The organism is Enterococcus gallinarum NBRC 100675, from assembly GCF_001544275.1.
Classification (GTDB): domain Bacteria; phylum Bacillota; class Bacilli; order Lactobacillales; family Enterococcaceae; genus Enterococcus_D; species Enterococcus_D gallinarum.
Window position 1 is genome coordinate 73422 of the sequence record NZ_BCQE01000016.1, and the last position, 17949, is coordinate 91370.

General features: G+C 32.5%; 15 protein-coding genes and 2 pseudogenes. 15 read left to right on the forward strand and 2 right to left on the reverse strand.

Going from position 1 to position 17949, the window contains the following annotated elements:
* Positions 1-402: 402 nt before the first annotated feature.
* Positions 403-876 carry a response regulator gene (locus tag EG2_RS18445; RefSeq protein WP_249024303.1) on the forward strand — a complete coding sequence of 158 codons (474 nt, stop codon included), beginning with the start codon at positions 403-405 and terminating at the stop codon, positions 874-876.
* Positions 877-2519: 1643 nt separating this feature from the next.
* A pseudogene (locus EG2_RS19650) lies at positions 2520-2711 on the forward strand (RNA polymerase sigma factor); the annotation flags it as partial.
* A 159-nt stretch (positions 2712-2870) separates the two neighbouring features.
* Here EG2_RS19650 and EG2_RS10705 read toward each other — a convergent pair.
* Entirely contained in the window at positions 2871-3542 is a 672-nt protein-coding gene (locus tag EG2_RS10705; protein WP_082709557.1) for a GntR family transcriptional regulator, read from the reverse strand.
* A gap of 302 nt (positions 3543-3844) precedes the next feature.
* On the opposite strand from EG2_RS10705, the gene EG2_RS10710 reads away from it, so the two are divergent.
* From EG2_RS10710 to EG2_RS10765, 12 genes are all read left to right on the forward strand, one after another.
* Entirely contained in the window at positions 3845-5476 is a 1632-nt protein-coding gene (locus EG2_RS10710; protein WP_060814742.1) for a mannitol dehydrogenase family protein, read from the forward strand.
* 2 nt (positions 5477-5478) lie between these two features.
* A complete protein-coding gene (gene uxuA / locus EG2_RS10715; protein WP_060814743.1) occupies positions 5479-6558 on the forward strand; it encodes a mannonate dehydratase in 1080 nt (359 codons plus the stop codon).
* Between the two features lie 73 nt (positions 6559-6631).
* Complete coding sequence (gene uxaC / locus EG2_RS10720) at positions 6632-8059, forward strand: glucuronate isomerase (protein ID WP_060814744.1); 1428 nt, start codon at positions 6632-6634, stop codon at positions 8057-8059.
* A gap of 83 nt (positions 8060-8142) precedes the next feature.
* Entirely contained in the window at positions 8143-8790 is a 648-nt protein-coding gene (locus EG2_RS10725) for a bifunctional 4-hydroxy-2-oxoglutarate aldolase/2-dehydro-3-deoxy-phosphogluconate aldolase (protein ID WP_060814745.1), read from the forward strand.
* Positions 8791-8908: 118 nt separating this feature from the next.
* Positions 8909-10285, forward strand: coding sequence for an MFS transporter (locus EG2_RS10730; RefSeq protein WP_060814746.1), 1377 nt, complete (start codon positions 8909-8911; stop codon positions 10283-10285).
* Between the two features lie 9 nt (positions 10286-10294).
* A complete protein-coding gene (locus EG2_RS10735) occupies positions 10295-11089 on the forward strand; it encodes an HAD family hydrolase (protein ID WP_060814747.1) in 795 nt (264 codons plus the stop codon).
* Positions 11090-11101: 12 nt separating this feature from the next.
* Positions 11102-12868, forward strand: coding sequence for a glycoside hydrolase family 3 protein (locus tag EG2_RS10740; RefSeq protein ID WP_060814748.1), 1767 nt, complete (start codon positions 11102-11104; stop codon positions 12866-12868).
* Between the two features lie 22 nt (positions 12869-12890).
* Positions 12891-14699 carry a beta-glucuronidase gene (gene uidA / locus EG2_RS10745; protein WP_060814749.1) on the forward strand — a complete coding sequence of 603 codons (1809 nt, stop codon included), beginning with the start codon at positions 12891-12893 and terminating at the stop codon, positions 14697-14699.
* 184 nt (positions 14700-14883) lie between these two features.
* Complete coding sequence (locus EG2_RS10750; RefSeq protein ID WP_060814750.1) at positions 14884-15285, forward strand: RNA polymerase sigma factor; 402 nt, start codon at positions 14884-14886, stop codon at positions 15283-15285.
* Positions 15279-15524: a helix-turn-helix domain-containing protein gene (locus EG2_RS10755; protein ID WP_060814751.1), complete on the forward strand. Its 246-nt coding sequence runs from the start codon at positions 15279-15281 to the stop codon at positions 15522-15524. The genes EG2_RS10750 and EG2_RS10755 overlap by 7 nt, the downstream gene beginning before the upstream one ends.
* A 353-nt stretch (positions 15525-15877) precedes the next feature.
* Complete coding sequence (locus EG2_RS10760; protein ID WP_010729347.1) at positions 15878-16063, forward strand: DUF3173 domain-containing protein; 186 nt, start codon at positions 15878-15880, stop codon at positions 16061-16063.
* Positions 16064-16067: 4 nt separating this feature from the next.
* Positions 16068-17210, forward strand: a complete 1143-nt coding sequence (locus tag EG2_RS10765) for a site-specific integrase (protein ID WP_010729348.1) — start codon at positions 16068-16070, stop codon at positions 17208-17210.
* Between the two features lie 236 nt (positions 17211-17446).
* On the opposite strand, the gene EG2_RS19655 is transcribed toward EG2_RS10765, so the two are convergent.
* Entirely contained in the window at positions 17447-17635 is a 189-nt protein-coding gene (locus EG2_RS19655; RefSeq protein ID WP_071870183.1) for a tyrosine-type recombinase/integrase, read from the reverse strand.
* Positions 17636-17711: 76 nt separating this feature from the next.
* Between EG2_RS19655 and EG2_RS19660 the strand changes: the two are divergent.
* Positions 17712-17831 (forward strand): annotated as a pseudogene (locus EG2_RS19660) (site-specific recombinase); the annotation flags it as partial.
* Positions 17832-17949: the final 118 nt, after the last annotated feature.

The window sequence follows — 17949 nt, forward strand, 5'->3', positions numbered from 1 at the left end:
GGTCATAAACCAACGAACTTTGAAAAGTATATACAAGAAAACCAAGCAAATAGAAAGTAGTGAGACTGGAGCAAAGGTTCCAGTTTTTTTTATTCTAGGTATTTTCAAACAGTAAAATCATTCTTAATTATGCTAACAGAATGTACGAATTTCTACAAATCTTCACAAAAAGAACGTGGACTTTGAAGAAGAGCATGTACTATGCTAAAAAGCATAAGTGTAATTACTAAATCTGTACGAGGAGTGAATATACATACGTGTACTGGTGGTTGAGGACAATAGTGAGCTGGCTTTATTCGTAAAAAAAAGGAGCTAGAGCAGAAGAATATTTCTGTAGATATAATTTATGATGGCGAATCAGGATAAAAGAAGGCCTCCATCAATTCATACAATGGGATACTAATAGATTTAAATCTACCTAAGAAGGATGGATTATCTGTTTTACAAAGTCTCCGTGCTGAAGAAGTCAAAAGTCCATTTATCATTATTACTGCACGTGATGAGATTGAAGAACGAGCAAAAGGCTTAGATTTTAGAGCGGATGATTATTTTGTCAAACCTTTCGAGTTACTAGAATTAAAAGCACGGATACGCGCGGTTATTCGTCGTTATCGTGGACGTACACTGCCGCAGATTTTAACTGGTGTTTTGAAGATTGATCCATTAGATCGAAGGGGTATCTATCAAAAGACAGAGGTGCTCCTGAAACCAAGGAATTTGATATCTTGCTGTGCATCGCGCAGCGTCATCCAGTGTTTGTTTTGTCTGAGAAAACTTTTTAAACATGTCTACGATGAAGATATTACCACGGAAGTCGTAGACGTTTCACTGATCTGTGCGGAGTTTGTGATCCCTACAAAAAGAATTCTCATATAAATATAATGTTGCATTAGTCGCATTTGCTATTTTAAGGTGAATAATATGATGAAAAAATATTTAATATCTATAAATATTTGTTTGTTGCTTTTTTCTACCGCTCTAATTATTCGCCAGCTATTTTTTACCAAGCTAAAGGTATTCCATCGATTATGTATCCTCCTATAACTGGTATCTTAGGAGTAATATTTGATTTTTGAGGTGGTACATGTGGTTTTTAGAATGCTGAAAAATAAAAAAAGTTATATTTATTTATTCGTTTATTAGTGTTTTTCTATCAACATTAATTTGGTATACCATAAAAAATCACCAATTTTTAGCAAACATTGGTGATTGCATTGTAATAGCATTCATTGCTTCAATGATAGCTGTATTGATAAGTTTTTTAGAAAATAAGTAGAGCTATTGGAGAATCGGAATAAAGAAGATCTTACTTCCAATAAATGTATTGGAAGTAAGATCTTCTTTATTAATGAAAAGGCTTAGATATGCTAGCCAGTAGGTGTCTGATATTTCTTCATCAAAATAAGAATAATAGGTATAGGTTTCTTATTTATTAAAGAATTTTAGAAGAAAATGGGATTGACAACGATCCACATATACAACATAAAACAATTGGCCGTATTCATGTTGTCAAACAAGATGCAATCCAATCGGAGTAATATTTGTTATTTGGAGAAGAAACAATGAATTTAGCTGCTTCTCTTGGAGGAAAAATTTAGATATTGCAGCAGTTTTACTTACTTGTGGTGCAACCGAGGCAAGTTAATTTAATAAAAAGTACAAGAGTATAAATTTTGTTGGGAATTTACTAGAGAGTACATATAGTTTATTGAAATAAGGTTGCGAAGGAAGATGGTAGAGTTAGTTGCACTGTTGTGTTGGTATATCTCTTAATGCTGTGTCTTTTTAGGGGGATTAATTAGTGGAGTGATTATATGAGTATAAGATGGTTGTTTAGAAGAACAAATAAGATTATTTTTAAAGTTTTTAAAAGTTAAAGTTAAAAAAATACTTCACATGTTATAGTTATGCACACCCTGTTTTAAATAGTCTTCCTTTTAGTCCTTTAGTGCAAGGATTGATTACCAATATTGTTTTATTAGTCTGTACACCAAATGAAATATTTGTGAAAAAAATAGGCAGTGGTATTTCTTAAGTAAGATTAAAAGAGAAAGAATATACTCAAAAGATTATTCATATTCCTAAGCCTGAAATTAAGCGTTTTGAGTTAAAAGATTAATCTGCTTTAGGGATGTTCTCAATTGGTTACTGGTGATAAAAAAATAAGAATACTAAAACTATACGTAGAATATAAGTAATCGGCATCAATCCTAATTATGTGATTGAATGCCGATTTTTGTTACGTGCTATTTTTAATTATCTGTATGAAGAATAATTTTATTTTACTCATATTCGTTTTCACTCTGAAGAAGTAAATTGCAATTTCTTATAAGTTAAGCAGATATGCAAAAGGCTATTTATTCTATTGTGAAATATAAGATGTAGTTGAAACAGGATAGAATCAAAATACGAATCTTATTTTGATTTTTCTAGTTTTTTGAAAAAAGCACCCTTTGATCGTTGTATTAGTGGAAAAGAGAAAAAGGAGCATACTTATCATGTCACAAAACTACAACTAAATATCTAAACAACACCAATTTGATGCCTATTGCAAAAAAGTATTACGAAATGAAGCCAAGTCTATTAGAAAACGAAATAATAGAATAAAAGAAAATGAGAAACCGCTGAATGATGTAAATGAAGGTAAGTATCCACAAACTAATTTTGATGAACAATATATCTATTTTTTATTTGGATTGGAGATACTAGTTTAATATCAAAAGTTATCAGCAGTCATAATTAGTTATCCGATGTAAAAAGTACAAACAATAGTTATTATGCAGAATAGTTTATGAAATATATTACATAATAAGAAAACAAGCGATATTTTTCTGATCAGAACAACCATTTAATTTAAAAAGAGTTAAAAGTTATATATTTTTGAAATATTTTGGATGAGTAGCTAAAACAATTTTTTGCTCATTAAGCATTAAATGAAGATGCAACGATGTTAGAAAGTTAGCTTCTTCTGGATCTTGTTTTGTTAATGCGTCAAATAGTTGATAATGTTGTTCCATAATTTTTTCCCACTTTAATCCTTCCGTTTTTACTCGTAGCCAACGAAATCGTTCTAAGTGTGTATTGTTATTTTCTAACCATTGCCATACTTCTTCTCGCTCTGCAATTTCAAAACAAGCTTTATGGAATAAATTATCATTATGAAAAAAACTACGAGCATTTTTTTGACTAACAGCTTTTTCTTGTTCTGAAATTATAGTTTCTAAAATCCGTTTTTTTTGGTTATTCATTTTGGCACAACACTCTAACATAATTTGTCGTTCCAAATGTTCTCTGACAAATCGAGCATTTTTGGCCGAATCTAAATCAATTAATGAGATATAATTTCCGCTTTGAGGAATTGTATCAACAAGACCTTGTTGTCGGAGTTGAATCAGTGCTTCACGTATTGGTGTACGACCAATAGAAAGTGTTTCTTCTAATTTTTTTTCTGATACTTTTTTTCCAGGTTCTAAGTCAGCATAGATAATTTGTCGGCGAATAGACTGGTAAGCTTGATTTTGGAGACTAGTTTTAATTGTCATACTCAATGCTCCTTAACTTTTATTTTAACTGATATTTTAATTCTGTTCATGCCATATAATATCAAATTTTGAAATAATACACTAGTTATAAAAATAAAAGAATACATGAAAAAAGAAAAAAATAAGTTTCGATAAAACCAGTCCAAAAAGAAGGAGTATTGTATTTTTATGAATAAAAAATACAACCATTCTGATATGGTAGAAAAAGCAATTTTATTCCTTTTTTTATATTGACAACGATTACAACGGGTTTTAAAATATAAAATGTATCAAAACTAACATATCAGTTCAGGGAGGTAATTATGGTTTCGATTAAAAATTGGCAAAATTCTATCGAAGAATTCAATGAAATGCAGATTCTACTGCCGTGTTTTGATGTCAAAGAAGTTAAGCAAGAAGGCCAGCAACATCCAGTATGGCTTCATTTTGGTGGAGGAAATCTTTATCGAGGATTTCATGCAGAAATTGCTCAATGCTTAGCAGATCAAAATGAATTAGAAACAGGAGTAGTTGTGTGTGAAACATTTGATGAAGAAGTAGTGGAAAAAGCTTATCATGACTACAACAATGACATTTTGGAAATTGTTATGAGTGGAGATGGTGAACTCAAAAAAAGGCTTTTGGCAGTAACGGCTGATAGTTTATATTGCAATCCGAAGAATATAGCGGACTATCAAAGAGTGGTTAAATATTTTGAAGATCCTAAATTACAGTTTACAACGTTTACTATTACTGAAAAAGGTTACAGTTTAAAAGATTCTAAAGGGCAATTCTTTTCGGTAGTTAAAGCTGATATCAAATCTGGACCTAGTAATCCTCAACATACGATGAGTATTGTAACATCCTTGTTATATAGCAGATTTAATGCTGGAGAGTTGCCGATTGCGATGGTTTCTACTGATAATTTCTCACAGAATGGTCAACGTTTTCAAGATAGTATTTTTACGATTGCAGAAGCTTGGCAAAAAGAAGGATATGTTTCTGAAAAATTTATTGCTTATTTAAAGGATAAAGAAAAAGTGACTTTTCCTTGGAGTATGATTGATCGAATTACGCCAAATCCTTCAGAGAATGTAAAGGAAGATCTATTGATGATGGGGCTTGAGGATTTAGATATCATTCACACAAAAAAACATACCAATATTGCTGCTTTCACTAATACTGAGGTAGTTCATTATTTAGTTATTGAAGATAGTTTTCCAAATGGCCGGCCTAAATTGGAAAAGGCTGGTGTGATTATGACAGATAGAGAGACGGTTGATAAAGCAGACATCATGAAGGTTACGACAAGCTTGAATCCACTTCATACTGCTTTGGCAATAACAGGTTGTCTGCTAGGATATCAATCAATTTCAGCAGAGATGCAAGATGATGATTTGGTTGGTTTAATCAAAGGAATAGGTTATTTAGAAGGTTTACCAGTAGTTGAAAGTCCAGGCATTATTGATCCAAAACAATTTATTGATGAAGTAATTAATAAACGTTTGCCTAATCCCTATATTCCAGATACACCACAACGAATTGCAACAGATACTTCTCAAAAAGTAGCGATTCGCTATGGTGAAACAATTAAAAAGTATGTCGAAAAAAACGGAAATGCAGAAAATCTAACATTTATTCCTATCGCTATTGCTGCTTGGTTACGTTATTTACTGGCAGTCGATGATCAAGGAGAAAATTTTGTGCCAAGTCCTGATCCGTTACTGGTAGAGTTGCAGGATAAATTATCAGTATTGAGATTAGGTGAACAAGATCCTTCAAAGATTCATTGTGCGGTACAGGAAATTTTAGAAAATAAAGAAATCTTTGGTTTAGATTTATATCAAGTTGGGGTAGGAAAGAAAACTGAAAAAATCTTTTGCGAAATGCTAGTAGGTCCTCAAGCAGTTCGTAAAACAATCAATAAATATATAACAGAAGTTGGAGGAAAGTAACTATGGAAATGACTTTTAGATGGTATGGGGCAAATGAAGAAAAAATCTCACTACAAGAAATTCGTCAGATCCCAGCAATGAAAGGAATTGTTGGAACATTAATGGATATACCAGCCGGAGAGGTTTGGCCGAGAGAACGAATTAAATCTTTAAAAGATGAAGTCGAAGCCAATGGACTTACCTTGAAAGTTATTGAGAGTGTTAATGTTCATGATGATATCAAAATTGGTTTACCAACACGAGATCAATACATTGAGAATTATAAACAGACGATTCGCAATCTGGCAGAATTTGGGATTGAGGTTATCTGTTATAATTTTATGCCAGTCTTTGATTGGGTAAAATCGGATTTGGATTATCGTTTAGATGATGGGTCTTCTACGTTAGCCTATATTTCAAAAAACATCCCTACTGATCCGGAGGAAATTATTAGAAAAGTAGAAAATTCTACTAATAATTTTGAATTGCCGGGGTGGGAACCTCATCGGTTATCACAAATTAAGCAATTATTAGAAGACTATAAAGAAGTTGATGAAGAGAAATTACGAGAGAACTTTGCATATTTTCTTAAAGCAATTATCCCGACATGTGAAGAAGTTGGGATTAAAATGGCAGTTCACCCAGATGATCCACCTTATTCCATTTTCGGATTACCTCGTATTGTTAAAAATCGTGACGATTTAGATTGGTTGTGTAATGTAGTGGATTCTCCTTCTAATGGTATTACATTATGTACTGGAAGTATTGCAGAACGACCAGATAATGATGTCTATGAAATTCTATCTGAATTTTGTCAACGGGATCGGATTCCTTTTGCACATGTTCGTAATATCAAATATTTAAGTGACAATGGACTCGATTTTTACGAAGCGCCGCATAAATCAGAATATGGTTCTCTAGATATGTATAAGATATTAAAAACAATGTACGATAATGGATTTAATGGCTATATTCGTCCAGATCATGGTCGGATGATTTGGGGAGAAACCGGTAGACCTGGTTATGGATTATATGACCGAGCTCTAGGTGCAGTTTATTTAAATGGTATTTGGGAAGCGCTTGAAAAGGGGGCGAGTAAATAATTATATAATGGAGTTTATTTAGAGGGAAAAATTTCTCTTCTAAAAACTAACGGAAGGAAAGGAGTGTTTAAATATGTTTTTAGATAAGAACTTTTTATTAGAGAATGAAATAGCTAAAAGACTTTTTCATAAATTTGCAAAACACCAACCAATTATCGACTATCATTGTCATTTAGACCCAGCATATTTGCTAGAAAATAAGCAATACAAGAATTTGACTCAGGTATGGTTAAATGATAAAGGAGCTGGAGATCATTATAAATGGCGATTGATGCGAGCTAATGGTATAGAAGAAGAGTTGATCAGTGGTCCAGGTGATGATTATGAAAAATTTTTAGCTTTTGTAAAAACAGTGGAGAAGGCGCCAGGTAATCCTATTTTTGAATGGTCTCATTTGGAATTACAACGTTACTTTGATATTGATTTGACAATTTCTGAGAAGAATGCACCAGAAATTTGGCGACGTGCTAACGAAAAAATTCAAACGGATTCCTATCGCCCGAAAGAATTGTTGGAGATGATGGATGTGAAAGCCATCTGTACAACGGATGATCCTACAGATGACTTGGGGTATCATACTGAGCTTTCTAAACAGGATAATTCTTTCAAGGTATTACCTACTTTCCGTCCAGATAAGGTCTGGAGTATCAAATCATCAGGCTTTTCGAACTATATTTTAAAACTTAGTCAAGCAGCGGCTATACCAATCAAAGACTTTAATGGGTTGAAGCAAGCATTGAGCCAACGAGTGGATCATTTTCATCAAATTGGCTGTCGATTAGCAGATCACGGTTTGAATACTTATTTTTATGAAATAGCAGATGAAAAAAAACTCGACAATCTGTTAATAAAAGCTTTAGCAGGAAAAACAGATTTCTATTTATCAGAAATTGCACAATTTGTTACAGGTATTCAATTACATTTGATGTCTGAGTATACAAGATATGGTTGGACGATGCAAATGCATTTAAATGCTTTAAGAAATAATTCAAGTATATTAAAGGAACAAATTGGAGTAGATGTCGGTGGTGATTCGATGGGGGATCAAGCTAGTTTGACACAAAATGTTGTAGCATTGTTCGATACCGCTGAAAAGAGTGGGTGCTTACCAAAAACAATTTTATATTCATTAAATCCAACTGATTGGCTTCCACTAGCAACAGCAATGCAAAGCTTCCAAGGGGGTATGATTCAAAAAATCCAATTGGGATGTGCTTGGTGGTTCAATGATACAGCTGAAGGAATGCGTCAACAGTTGACTACGATGGCGCAACAAAGTTTGTTGTCGAATTTTACAGGTATGTTGACTGATTCTCGAAGTTTTCTAAGCTATCCTCGCCATGAGTATTTTCGTCGAGTATTATGTCAATTACTAAGCGAGTGGGTTAAAGCAGGCCGAATTCCAGATGATGAAATTTATCTTAGTCAGATAGTGGAGAATATTTGTTATCGTAATGCGTATAATTATTTTAATTTTTTTGAAATCGGAATTAGAAAATAATACTTGAAATAAAAGCTTAAATTTATTCTTTGTAAGTTAGTACAGCTAGACAAAGTATGTATCCATAAAAGAAGGAGATAGATATGAAAAAAGTAGAAATTTTAAGTAAGTTAGAATCGGCTGGAGTGATTGCGGTTGTACGTGGGAAAAATAAGGATGAGGCCATTAAAGCAATAAATTCAATTATTGCGGGTGGAATTAAAGGGATTGAACTAACTTTTACAGTTCCTAATGCTGAAGAAATAATCAAAGAAATTGCTAAAAAATATGCTGATCAAAAAGATGTAATAATCGGGGCCGGTACGGTTTTGGATGCGTTTACTGCTCGTATCGCAATTATGGCTGGGGCAGAATATATCGTTAGTCCATCTTTTGATCGACAAACAGCTGAGATTTGTAATTTATATCAAATTCCTTATTTACCAGGTTGTATGACAATTACTGAGATAAAGGAGGCACTTACTGCTGGCGTAGATATCATTAAACTATTCCCAGGTTCTGCTTTTGGTCCATCCATTGTAAAAGCCTATCAAGCTCCATTACCACACGTAAATATAATGCCTACTGGCGGAGTAAGTCTAGAGAACTTAGAAGATTGGTTTGAAGTAGGAGTTGTTGCAGTTGGTGTAGGTGGGAATTTATTGGCTCCTGTTGAAAAAGGTGATTTTGAAGAAGTAAGTCGAGTAGCTAGTAAATATATAGATAAGTTTTATGAGATAAAGAATTATTAGGAGAAAAACAAATAATACTCTGAAATGTAAAAAATAAATACTGACTCTTTACACTTCAGAGTATAGTACGTACTTTCATCGGAATGAAAACGCTTAACAACAGAAGGGAGAGAATTGTATGGAAAGAAAATTTGGTCTAAGAGACAAAATAGGATATATGTTTGGAGATTTTGGAAACGATTTCACTTTCATTTTTGCTAGTTCTTTTTTAATGATCTTTTATACAAAAGTATTAGGGATAAGCGGAGCTGCCGTTGGAACATTATTTTTAGTAGCAAGATTTATCGATGCAGTTACTGATGTAACTATGGGGCGTATTGTTGATAGATCGAAAGCAACTAAGCAGGGTAAGTTTAAACCGTGGATTTTAAGAATGAGTGGTCCAGTCGCTTTAGTAAGTTTTTTAATGTATCAAACTTCTATGATTTCTGCTTCTATGAGCGTTAAGGTAGTATACATGTATGTTACGTATATATTATGGGGGAGTATTTTTTACACATCTATAAATATTCCTTATGGATCAATGGCATCAGCTATTACTTCTATTACAGAAGAAAGAACAATGTTATCGACATTCCGAAATGTTGGAGCTACTTTAGCAAGTTTGGTCATTGGTGTATTAACACCATTATTTATTTATACAAGAGATGATTCAGGTGCTCAAATAGTTCGTGGTGGATCAACTTTTACAATTGTTGCGGGAATATTTTCGATATGTGCACTTATTTGTTATTTAATATGTTATAAATTAACTACTGAACGAGTAAGAATTGACCAATCTCAATTCAAAGTTTCATTGTTAAAATCTTTAAAAGGGTTAGTTAAAAATAGGGCATTACTTTCTATAATTGGTGCGGCTATTTTCTTACTCCTTGCTCAATTATTAATTATGAGTATGAATAATTATGTATTTCCTGATTACTATAATGATGCACAGGGAATAGTTTTAATGAATTTTATCAATCCTATTTTGGTTTTAATAGTTGTTTCACCTTTAACTTTGTTTTTAAGTAAAAAATATGGAAAAAAAGAAGTGGCATCAGTAGGAATGTTCTTTTCAGCAATAGTATATTTGATCTTATTTTTGATAAAAACTAGTAATATGTATGTATTCTTAATTCTTAGTTCGGTTGGCTATATGGGTTTGGGTGTGTTTAATACTGTTATTTGGGCAAATATTACTGATGTTATTGATGATCAAGAAGTAAAGTCTGATCAAAGAGAAGATGGGACCGTATATGCGGTATATTCTTTTGCTAGAAAAATAGGTCAAGCTCTAGCTGGAGGCGTCGGAGGTTGGACTCTTTCTATTATAGGCTATGACTCTTTAGCAAATGTACAAACGGGAGATGTTTTAGAAAAGTTATATAACGCTTCAACGTTAATTCCATCAATTTCTTTTTTGATTGTAGGATTAATTTTATTTTTCCTTTATCCATTATCTAAAGATAAAGTCTTAGAAAATTGCGAGCTTTTAAAACAAAAACATAAATAGGAGAGTAATATGAATAATTGGATATTTTGTATTGATTCAGATGGCTGTGTTATGGATACGATGACTTATAAACACAATCTCTTTTTCGGACCAATTGCTGCAGAGATTTTTGATGTTCATCATAGAGAAAAATTCCTACAGGATTGGAATAATATTAATTTATATTCAGGGACTCGTGGAATAAACAGATTTTTAGGTTTAGTTAAAACATTAGAAAAAAATGATGTAACATCGATTAATCGATTAAAGCACTGGGTATCTCTAACAAAAGAATTGTCTAATCCATCTTTGAAGAGGGAAATAGAATATTCTCAGTCAGAGGATTTATTAAAAGCTTTAAAATGGTCGGAAGAAGTCAATCAACAGATTAGTCAAGCTAAAGGATTAGATAAACCCTTTTTAAGTGCTAGAGATACTATAAAAGCTCTGAAAAAATATGGGAAGATAATTATTGTAAGCTCAGCTAATAAGGAAGCTGTTCAAGAAGAATGGGAAAGACATGAATTATTATCATTAGTTGATGAACTGTGTTGTCAAGATAAAGGAAAAAAAGAAGACATTATTCGAAGTGTAATTGAAAATGGTTGTGATTTGGATAAGGTATTAATGATTGGTGATTCTCCTGGTGATCTAGAAGCTGCAAATAAAAATAAAGTTTTCTTTTATCCTATTTTGGTTAATAAAGAAAAAGAATCATGGGAAAACTTAAGAACTGATGTTTTATTTAAATGCTTATCGGGAGAGTATGTAGATATTGAACAAAAATATATAGATACTTTTTGGAAAAATCTTACTAATAAGTAGAGGAGAAAGAAAATGACTATAAAAGTAGACTTACGAAAAAAACCATATAATTTAGATGAAGATGCTATTTCTTGGATTGAAGAGACGATTGATTCTATGACTTTGGAAGAAAAAATAGGTCAATTGTTTGTTAATATGGGATCTAGTCGTGATAAAAATTACTTGAGTAATATGGTCAATCAGTACCATATTGGAGCTGTACGATATAATCCAGGAACTGCTGATGAGGTATATGATCAAAACTATATCTTACAAACAGAAAGTAAAATTCCTCTATTAATTGCTGCTAATACGGAAGCAGGTGGTAATGGAGCTTGTACAGATGGTACTGAAGTTGGTGTAGAAGTAAAAATTGGTGCAACAAATGATGCGAAATATGCTTATGAATTAGGGAGAGTTTCTGGGATTGAAGCATCGGCTATTGGATGTAACTGGAGTTTTGCTCCTATTGTAGATATTAATAGAAATTGGAGAAATCCTATCATTTCTAGTCGATCTTTTGGACAAAACCCTGATAAAGTTTTAGAACTTAGTTTAGCTTATATGAAAGGTATTCAGGAGAGTGGAATTTTGCCTGCAGCTAAACATTTCCCTGGTGACGGTATTGACGAACGAGATCAGCATCTATCTTTTAGTATTAATAGTTTAGGTACGGAAGAATGGGATAATTCTTTTGGAAAAGTATACTCAGGCTTAATAGAAGCTGGATTACCTTCAATTATGGCAGGTCATATCCATATGCCAGCTTATTCAAAACATTTTAATCCTGATCTGAAAGATGAAGATTTACTTCCTGCAACTTTATCAAAAGAATTAATCACTGACTTACTTAGAGGAAAACTCGGATTTAATGGATTAGTAGTTACTGATGCTAGTCATATGTTAGGAATGACTGGGGCAATGAAACGATCAGAATTATTGCCCACTTCTATTGCAGCTGGATGTGATCTATTTCTATTTTTTAATGATCCAGATGAAGACTTTAATTATATGATGGAAGGCTATCGTAAAGGAATTATCTCTGATGATCGGTTATTAGATGCCTTAAAAAGAATTTTAGGGTTAAAAGCTAAATTGGGATTATACAAAAAAGCAAAAGAACAAATTTTATTACCTAAGCAAGAAGCTCTGGAAAAAATTGGGTTAATTGAAAATAAATCAATTTTTAAAGAGGTGGCTGACCAAGCAATTACATTAGTTAAAGATAAACAAGATATTTGGCCTATTGTACCAGAAAAATATAAAAGGATTTTACTAGTAGATGTACATGGGGTAAAAGGTGGGTTTGGTGAAGTAGTTGCTGGAAATAGACCTCAAGCCATTGATTTATTGAAACAGATTTTGTCAGCAAAAGGATTTGAAGTTGAAAAATACATTTCACCTGAAGAAGAATTTAAAGGATTATCGCAAGAAGAAAAAATTAAAAATATAGCTGGAATATATGCTGCTAAGAGACCAATTAAAAATTTAACTAAAAAATATGACTTGATCATTAATATAGCTAATGTTAATCCAGGCACAGTTCAACGAATTGTCTGGCCAGCAAGTAAAGGAACTCCGGATATCCCGTTTTACATTCATGAAATTCCAACAATTTTTGTATCTGTACAGTGTCCGTTTCATTTGGCTGATGTACCTCAAGTAAAGACTTATATTAATACTTATGATGGAAAACAAGAAACTTTAGAAATATTGGTGGACAAACTAATGGGTCTTTCTGAATTTAAGGGAGTAAGTCCAATAGATGCTTATTGTGGTTTAAAGGATACATTTATTTAATATTTAGATAGGAGTGGTTTATATGTTGTATCCCATTATGACAGAGACGAGGCAAGTAATTGACTTAAGCGGTCTCTGGAGATTTAAATTAGATACAAATGATGACTTACAGGAAGAACTTGCTTTAGAACCAATAAATGAAAAAGAGAGTTATCCGATTTCAGTTCCCTCTTCTTATAATGATTTATTTGAAACAGAGAACATTAGAAATCATGTTGGATGGGTGTGGTATGAAAAAGAAGTGACTCTTCCTAAAAGATTATTAGAAGAAAGATTAGTTCTTCGTTTTGGATCTGCAACACATGAAGCAAAAGTTTTTTTGAATGGAAAGTTGATTACTCAACACAAAGGTGGGTTTACACCATTTGAGTCTGAAATTAATCGGTTTGTAAAAGACGGGAATAATCGAATTACAGTTGCTGTAAACAATATTATTGACGATAGTACTTTACCTGTGGGGATTATGAAGGAAACAGTACAGGAAAATGGGGATATAAAAAAGGAAAACTTAGTTAATTTTGATTTCTTCAATTATGCAGGTATTCATAGACCTGTTAAGTTATATACAACTCCGAAAGACTATATAAGTGATATTACTATTAATACAAGAATAACTGATTTGGATGCAAGTGTAGAATTCAATATCGATACAGAATGGACCGGAAAAATCTTAATAGCGATATATGACGAAGAGGCTCAACTTGTAGCTGAAGCTGAAGGAAAGAAAGGAATGATTCAGCTTAAGAATCCAATTTTTTGGGAACCTCTAGATGCTTATTTATATAGTATGAAAATTAGTTTAATTGATGATAATAAAGTGATCGATACCTATACAGAAGAATTTGGTATTCGCAGTGTTCAGGTTACCAATGGCAAATTTTTGATTAATAATAAACCTTTTTATTTTAAAGGATTTGGTAAGCATGAGGATTCGTATGTTAATGGACGTGGTTTGAATGAGGCTGTAAATATTAAAGATTTTAATTTAATGAAATGGATAGGTGCTAATTCTTTTAGAACATCACATTATCCTTACTCAGAAGAAATTATGCGATTAGCAGATCGAGAAGGTATTGTAGTTATTGATGAAGTACCTGCAGTAGGGTTACATTTAAATTTCATGGCCACTTTATTAGATGATAATGTGGAAAAACATAATACGTGGAAAGAGATACGAACAGAAGATTCTCATAAAACGGTGATCAAGGAATTGATAGAACGCGACAAGAACCACCCAAGTGTTGTAATGTGGTCTATTGCAAATGAACCAGATTCGGATTCCGAAGGTGCTAAAGAATATTTTGAACCTTTAGTTGAATTAACTAAAGAACTTGATCCGCAGAAAAGACCTGTAACAATCGTTACTTATCTAAAATCAACGCCAGATGTTTGTAAGGTAGGAGATATTGTCGATGTTTTATGTTTAAATCGTTATTATGGTTGGTATGTTTCAGGAGGAGATCTGTCACATGCAAAATTTCTGTTGAAAAAAGAGCTAGATGGATGGATGGAAAGATGTCCTGATACGCCAATAATTTTTACAGAATATGGAGCAGATACAGTAGCTGGATTTCATGATACAGTACCAACAATGTTTACAGAAGAGTATCAAGTGGCTTATTACGAAGCAAATCACGAAGTAATAGATACATGTGAAAATTTTGTTGGTGAACAAGTGTGGAATTTTGCAGATTTTGCAACAAGTCAAGGGATTTTAAGAGTTCAAGGAAATAAGAAAGGAATCTTTACTAGAGATAGAAAACCTAAAATGATTGCTTACTATCTACAGAAACGATGGTCATCAATACCCAATTTCAGTTATAAAAAATAATTTGGATTTTTTAAGAATATTCAAAAAACGATTAGCCTAGCCTAATCGTTTTTTTTGTTTTTTATAGAAAGATTTTCTGTTTAAAGAATGATAAATATTTTTATGTTTTTTTCTAGTTTTTTCGAAAAAAAGGGGCTCACTGATTGTTGTATTAGTGGAAAGGGGAAAAAAGGAGCATATTATCATGCAACAACATTACAATGACATATCTATACAACACCAATTTGATGCCTACTGTAAAAAAGTATTACGAAACGAAGCTAATTCTATTCGAAAACGAAACGCTAACATAAAGGATAATGAGGAACCATTGGCAGATTCAAATGAAGGCAGGTATTCCCAAACTCATTTTGATGAACAAGATGTCTATTTCTTATTTGGAATGGAAATATTAATTTCAGATCAAAAGTTATCAGCAGCAATTGATCAGTTATCGGAGATAAGAAGAAAGATTATCCTACTTTATTATTTTGCAGGTTTTAATGATGCTGAAATCGGTAAAATTCTCAATATGAGCACAAGTGGTATCTGGTATCAACGAAAGAAGGCAGTTGAACAATTGAAAATGGGGTATGACCTATGGTAGATAAATCCAAAAAGCGGCAGTACCTATTAGTTCCACTATCCATTATCTTATCTGCTCTAGAAGGAGATCCAATTTCGATCAAGATGATACTCAAACATTATCATAGTTATATGGCTAAGTTATGTTTGACAAATGGATTTAACGAGGTAGGTCAATTGGTTACCTATGTAGATGAATATATGATAAGTCAGCTAGAAATTAAATTAATAGAAGCGATCTTAAAATTTAAAATTAACTAATTAAAAAAATCCCCTTTCCACTTTTTCTGTTTAAAAGAATCTTCTAATAGTTAAGGAATTAGTAGATTCTTTTAGGTAGAAAACCTATTGTTCATTGAAAATTAAATAGATTCTATCAGTACGTTAACACTTTAAGGAGCATATTTTAGTTGCGCCATGATTTCTTGCTGTAAAGAAGGAGCGATAAATATTCTAAAATAATTTTTATAGTCAATAAAAAGCGATGATTTAAAGTTGGGATAATGATACTTCCGTAAGGCTCGCCGTAAACTTGGGGAGAGGTGAAATTCCTATGTGCTTTTGACAAAAGCAGCTGATAGAAATAAATGAAAGAAAGTAAGGAAGGTGCTATAATGAAAACAGCTACTCGAAAAGATTTGATTAATCTAGGTTTTTCTCAGTACTATGCTAATAAAATCTTCAAGGAATGTAAAGAACTTTTAGTTGAGAAAGGATACTTTTTTTATCGTAATTCAAAAATAAAAAGAATTCCTATTTCAATTTTAGAAGAAGTTCTCCATATTTCTTGGGAGGAATAGTAAAATGAGGAAAATTGCGAATGTTTATAAAGACAGAAAAAGAGGCACTTGGTTTTTTTCTGCAACTTTAGGACAAGATCGCTTTGGAAAAAGAATTCAAGTGACCAGAAGAGGCTTCAAAACTCAAGGAGAAGCTAGAAGGGGACTCGAAGAGTTAAAACAAAGTTTTTCTGATTCACAAGGAATTTATCTGCAAGGAATAACGTTTCATGATTTTTATCGAGAGTATTTTTTTCCTTGGTATAAGTTGGGAACTGTAGAAAAAACATATATGAAAACAGATCATATTTTACAACGTGCATTGGATTTTTTTGGAGAAATGCAGGTTGTAAAGATTCGACCAATTCATATACAGGAATTTCAACAGTTTTTATCGAAAATCCATGTTGTAAAAAAGGGCATTGAGCAACCATTATCACCAAATTATATTAAACAGATATTCAATAAGTTGAGAGTAGTTTTTAAAAGGGCAATTGTACTTGAAATTATTGAAGAAAATCCTGTAGATACTATAGGTAAAATAAAAACTCAGCGTCCCCAAGTAGAATTTTGGACAGTTGATGAATTTAAGAAAGTATATAATAGTGTTTATCACGGGGATTTTTATGAAGAATTTTATAAACGTTTGATGCGTTTTATTTTTGTTACAGGTGTAAGGAGTGAGGAGCTCTTAGCGTTACAATGGAAAGACTTTGACTTAATAAATGGCAGATGTAGCGTAAATAAGTCAATTTACATCCGTACAAGACAAGATTATGAATTTGCTGAAACAAAAAATACATCAAGTATTCGGATAATTTCGTTAGATAGACAAACCGTTGAAGATTTAAAAACATGGAAAAAAACTCAACAATCAATTGGGAAAAATATAGAATTGGTTTTTTCTTTTGATGGATTACCGCCATCTCCAAGAACTATTTTAAGCAGAATAAAAAAACTAGCTGAAATTGCAGGAGTAAAACCAATTCATATGCATGGATTAAGACACTCGCATGTTGCCTTTTTAATTGAACATAATAAAAATATCTATGCAATATCTAAGCGTCTGGGTCATGCCTCTATTAAAACTACTTTGGACAAATATGGACACTTATATCCAGAAACAAATCAAGCACTCGCAAATGAAATTACGAGGTTTGATATTTAACTTTCCATCTTTTTTGCTGTCACGCTGCTGTCACAGCCTATTTTTATTTTTTTTATGTTGATATACCTTGGGTTATAAGCTAGCTGTCGGTATCGAAAATGGACGAGGATGAACCGAAGAAATAGCAAAGGGTTTTTGAAAATGAATTAAGTTTTTCATGTCCAAAGATATATTCTGCCTCCATTTGCCTACGATTAGATTAGCTCGTAGGCAAATTTTTTATTTAACTTGCCTTTTTAGCGATTTTGAGAAGAGATCAACTGTCTCTTTTTCATTTGTTTTGTAACGTGTACATATTTATCTAAAGTGGTTGAGATTCTTGAATGACCCAATTGCTCTTGAACAGCTTTCGGCTTTGTTCCTGCTTTTAATAGCAAAGTTTCATGAGTGTGTCTCAATGAATGATAATGGAAATCGAGGTCCAAATTTTTTTGACTTTATTTGCTGACTATTTAATAGAGTTAGGTGTAACTGGTTCACCATTTTCCTTTGTGCAACCAAATGACGTCAGCAGGAAGTCAGCAGCTTGTAAAACGGTTAGGGGAGCGAGCAGGAGTAACAAACGTCCATCCTCATAGGTTCAGACGTACTGCAGCAACTTTAGCAAGAATGCGTGGAATGCCGAATTTACGAGAACCCTACACTACTAAAGCAAGCCGATGAATCGTAGACAATCCATTATTATAATACTCTTGACTGTTCTTGAGCTAAGTTGACTATCCTATACAATTACTGATAA

Excerpts from the sequence above, each read along its gene's own strand:
- EG2_RS10730 (WP_060814746.1), top strand. The coding sequence starts at position 8,909 with ATGGAAAGAAAATTTGGTCTAAGAGACAAAATAGGATATATGTTTGGA.
- EG2_RS10750 (WP_060814750.1), top strand. The coding sequence starts at position 14,884 with ATGCAACAACATTACAATGACATATCTATACAACACCAATTTGATGCC.
- EG2_RS10705 (WP_082709557.1), bottom strand. The coding sequence starts at position 3,542 with ATGACAATTAAAACTAGTCTCCAAAATCAAGCTTACCAGTCTATTCGC.
- EG2_RS10725 (WP_060814745.1), top strand. The coding sequence starts at position 8,143 with ATGAAAAAAGTAGAAATTTTAAGTAAGTTAGAATCGGCTGGAGTGATT.
- EG2_RS10735 (WP_060814747.1), top strand. The coding sequence starts at position 10,295 with ATGAATAATTGGATATTTTGTATTGATTCAGATGGCTGTGTTATGGAT.
- EG2_RS10765 (WP_010729348.1), top strand. The coding sequence starts at position 16,068 with ATGAGGAAAATTGCGAATGTTTATAAAGACAGAAAAAGAGGCACTTGG.
- uxaC (WP_060814744.1), top strand. The coding sequence starts at position 6,632 with ATGTTTTTAGATAAGAACTTTTTATTAGAGAATGAAATAGCTAAAAGA.
- EG2_RS10710 (WP_060814742.1), top strand. The coding sequence starts at position 3,845 with ATGGTTTCGATTAAAAATTGGCAAAATTCTATCGAAGAATTCAATGAA.
- EG2_RS10760 (WP_010729347.1), top strand. The coding sequence starts at position 15,878 with ATGAAAACAGCTACTCGAAAAGATTTGATTAATCTAGGTTTTTCTCAG.
- EG2_RS10740 (WP_060814748.1), top strand. The coding sequence starts at position 11,102 with ATGACTATAAAAGTAGACTTACGAAAAAAACCATATAATTTAGATGAA.
- uxuA (WP_060814743.1), top strand. The coding sequence starts at position 5,479 with ATGGAAATGACTTTTAGATGGTATGGGGCAAATGAAGAAAAAATCTCA.
- uidA (WP_060814749.1), top strand. The coding sequence starts at position 12,891 with ATGTTGTATCCCATTATGACAGAGACGAGGCAAGTAATTGACTTAAGC.
- EG2_RS10755 (WP_060814751.1), top strand. The coding sequence starts at position 15,279 with ATGGTAGATAAATCCAAAAAGCGGCAGTACCTATTAGTTCCACTATCC.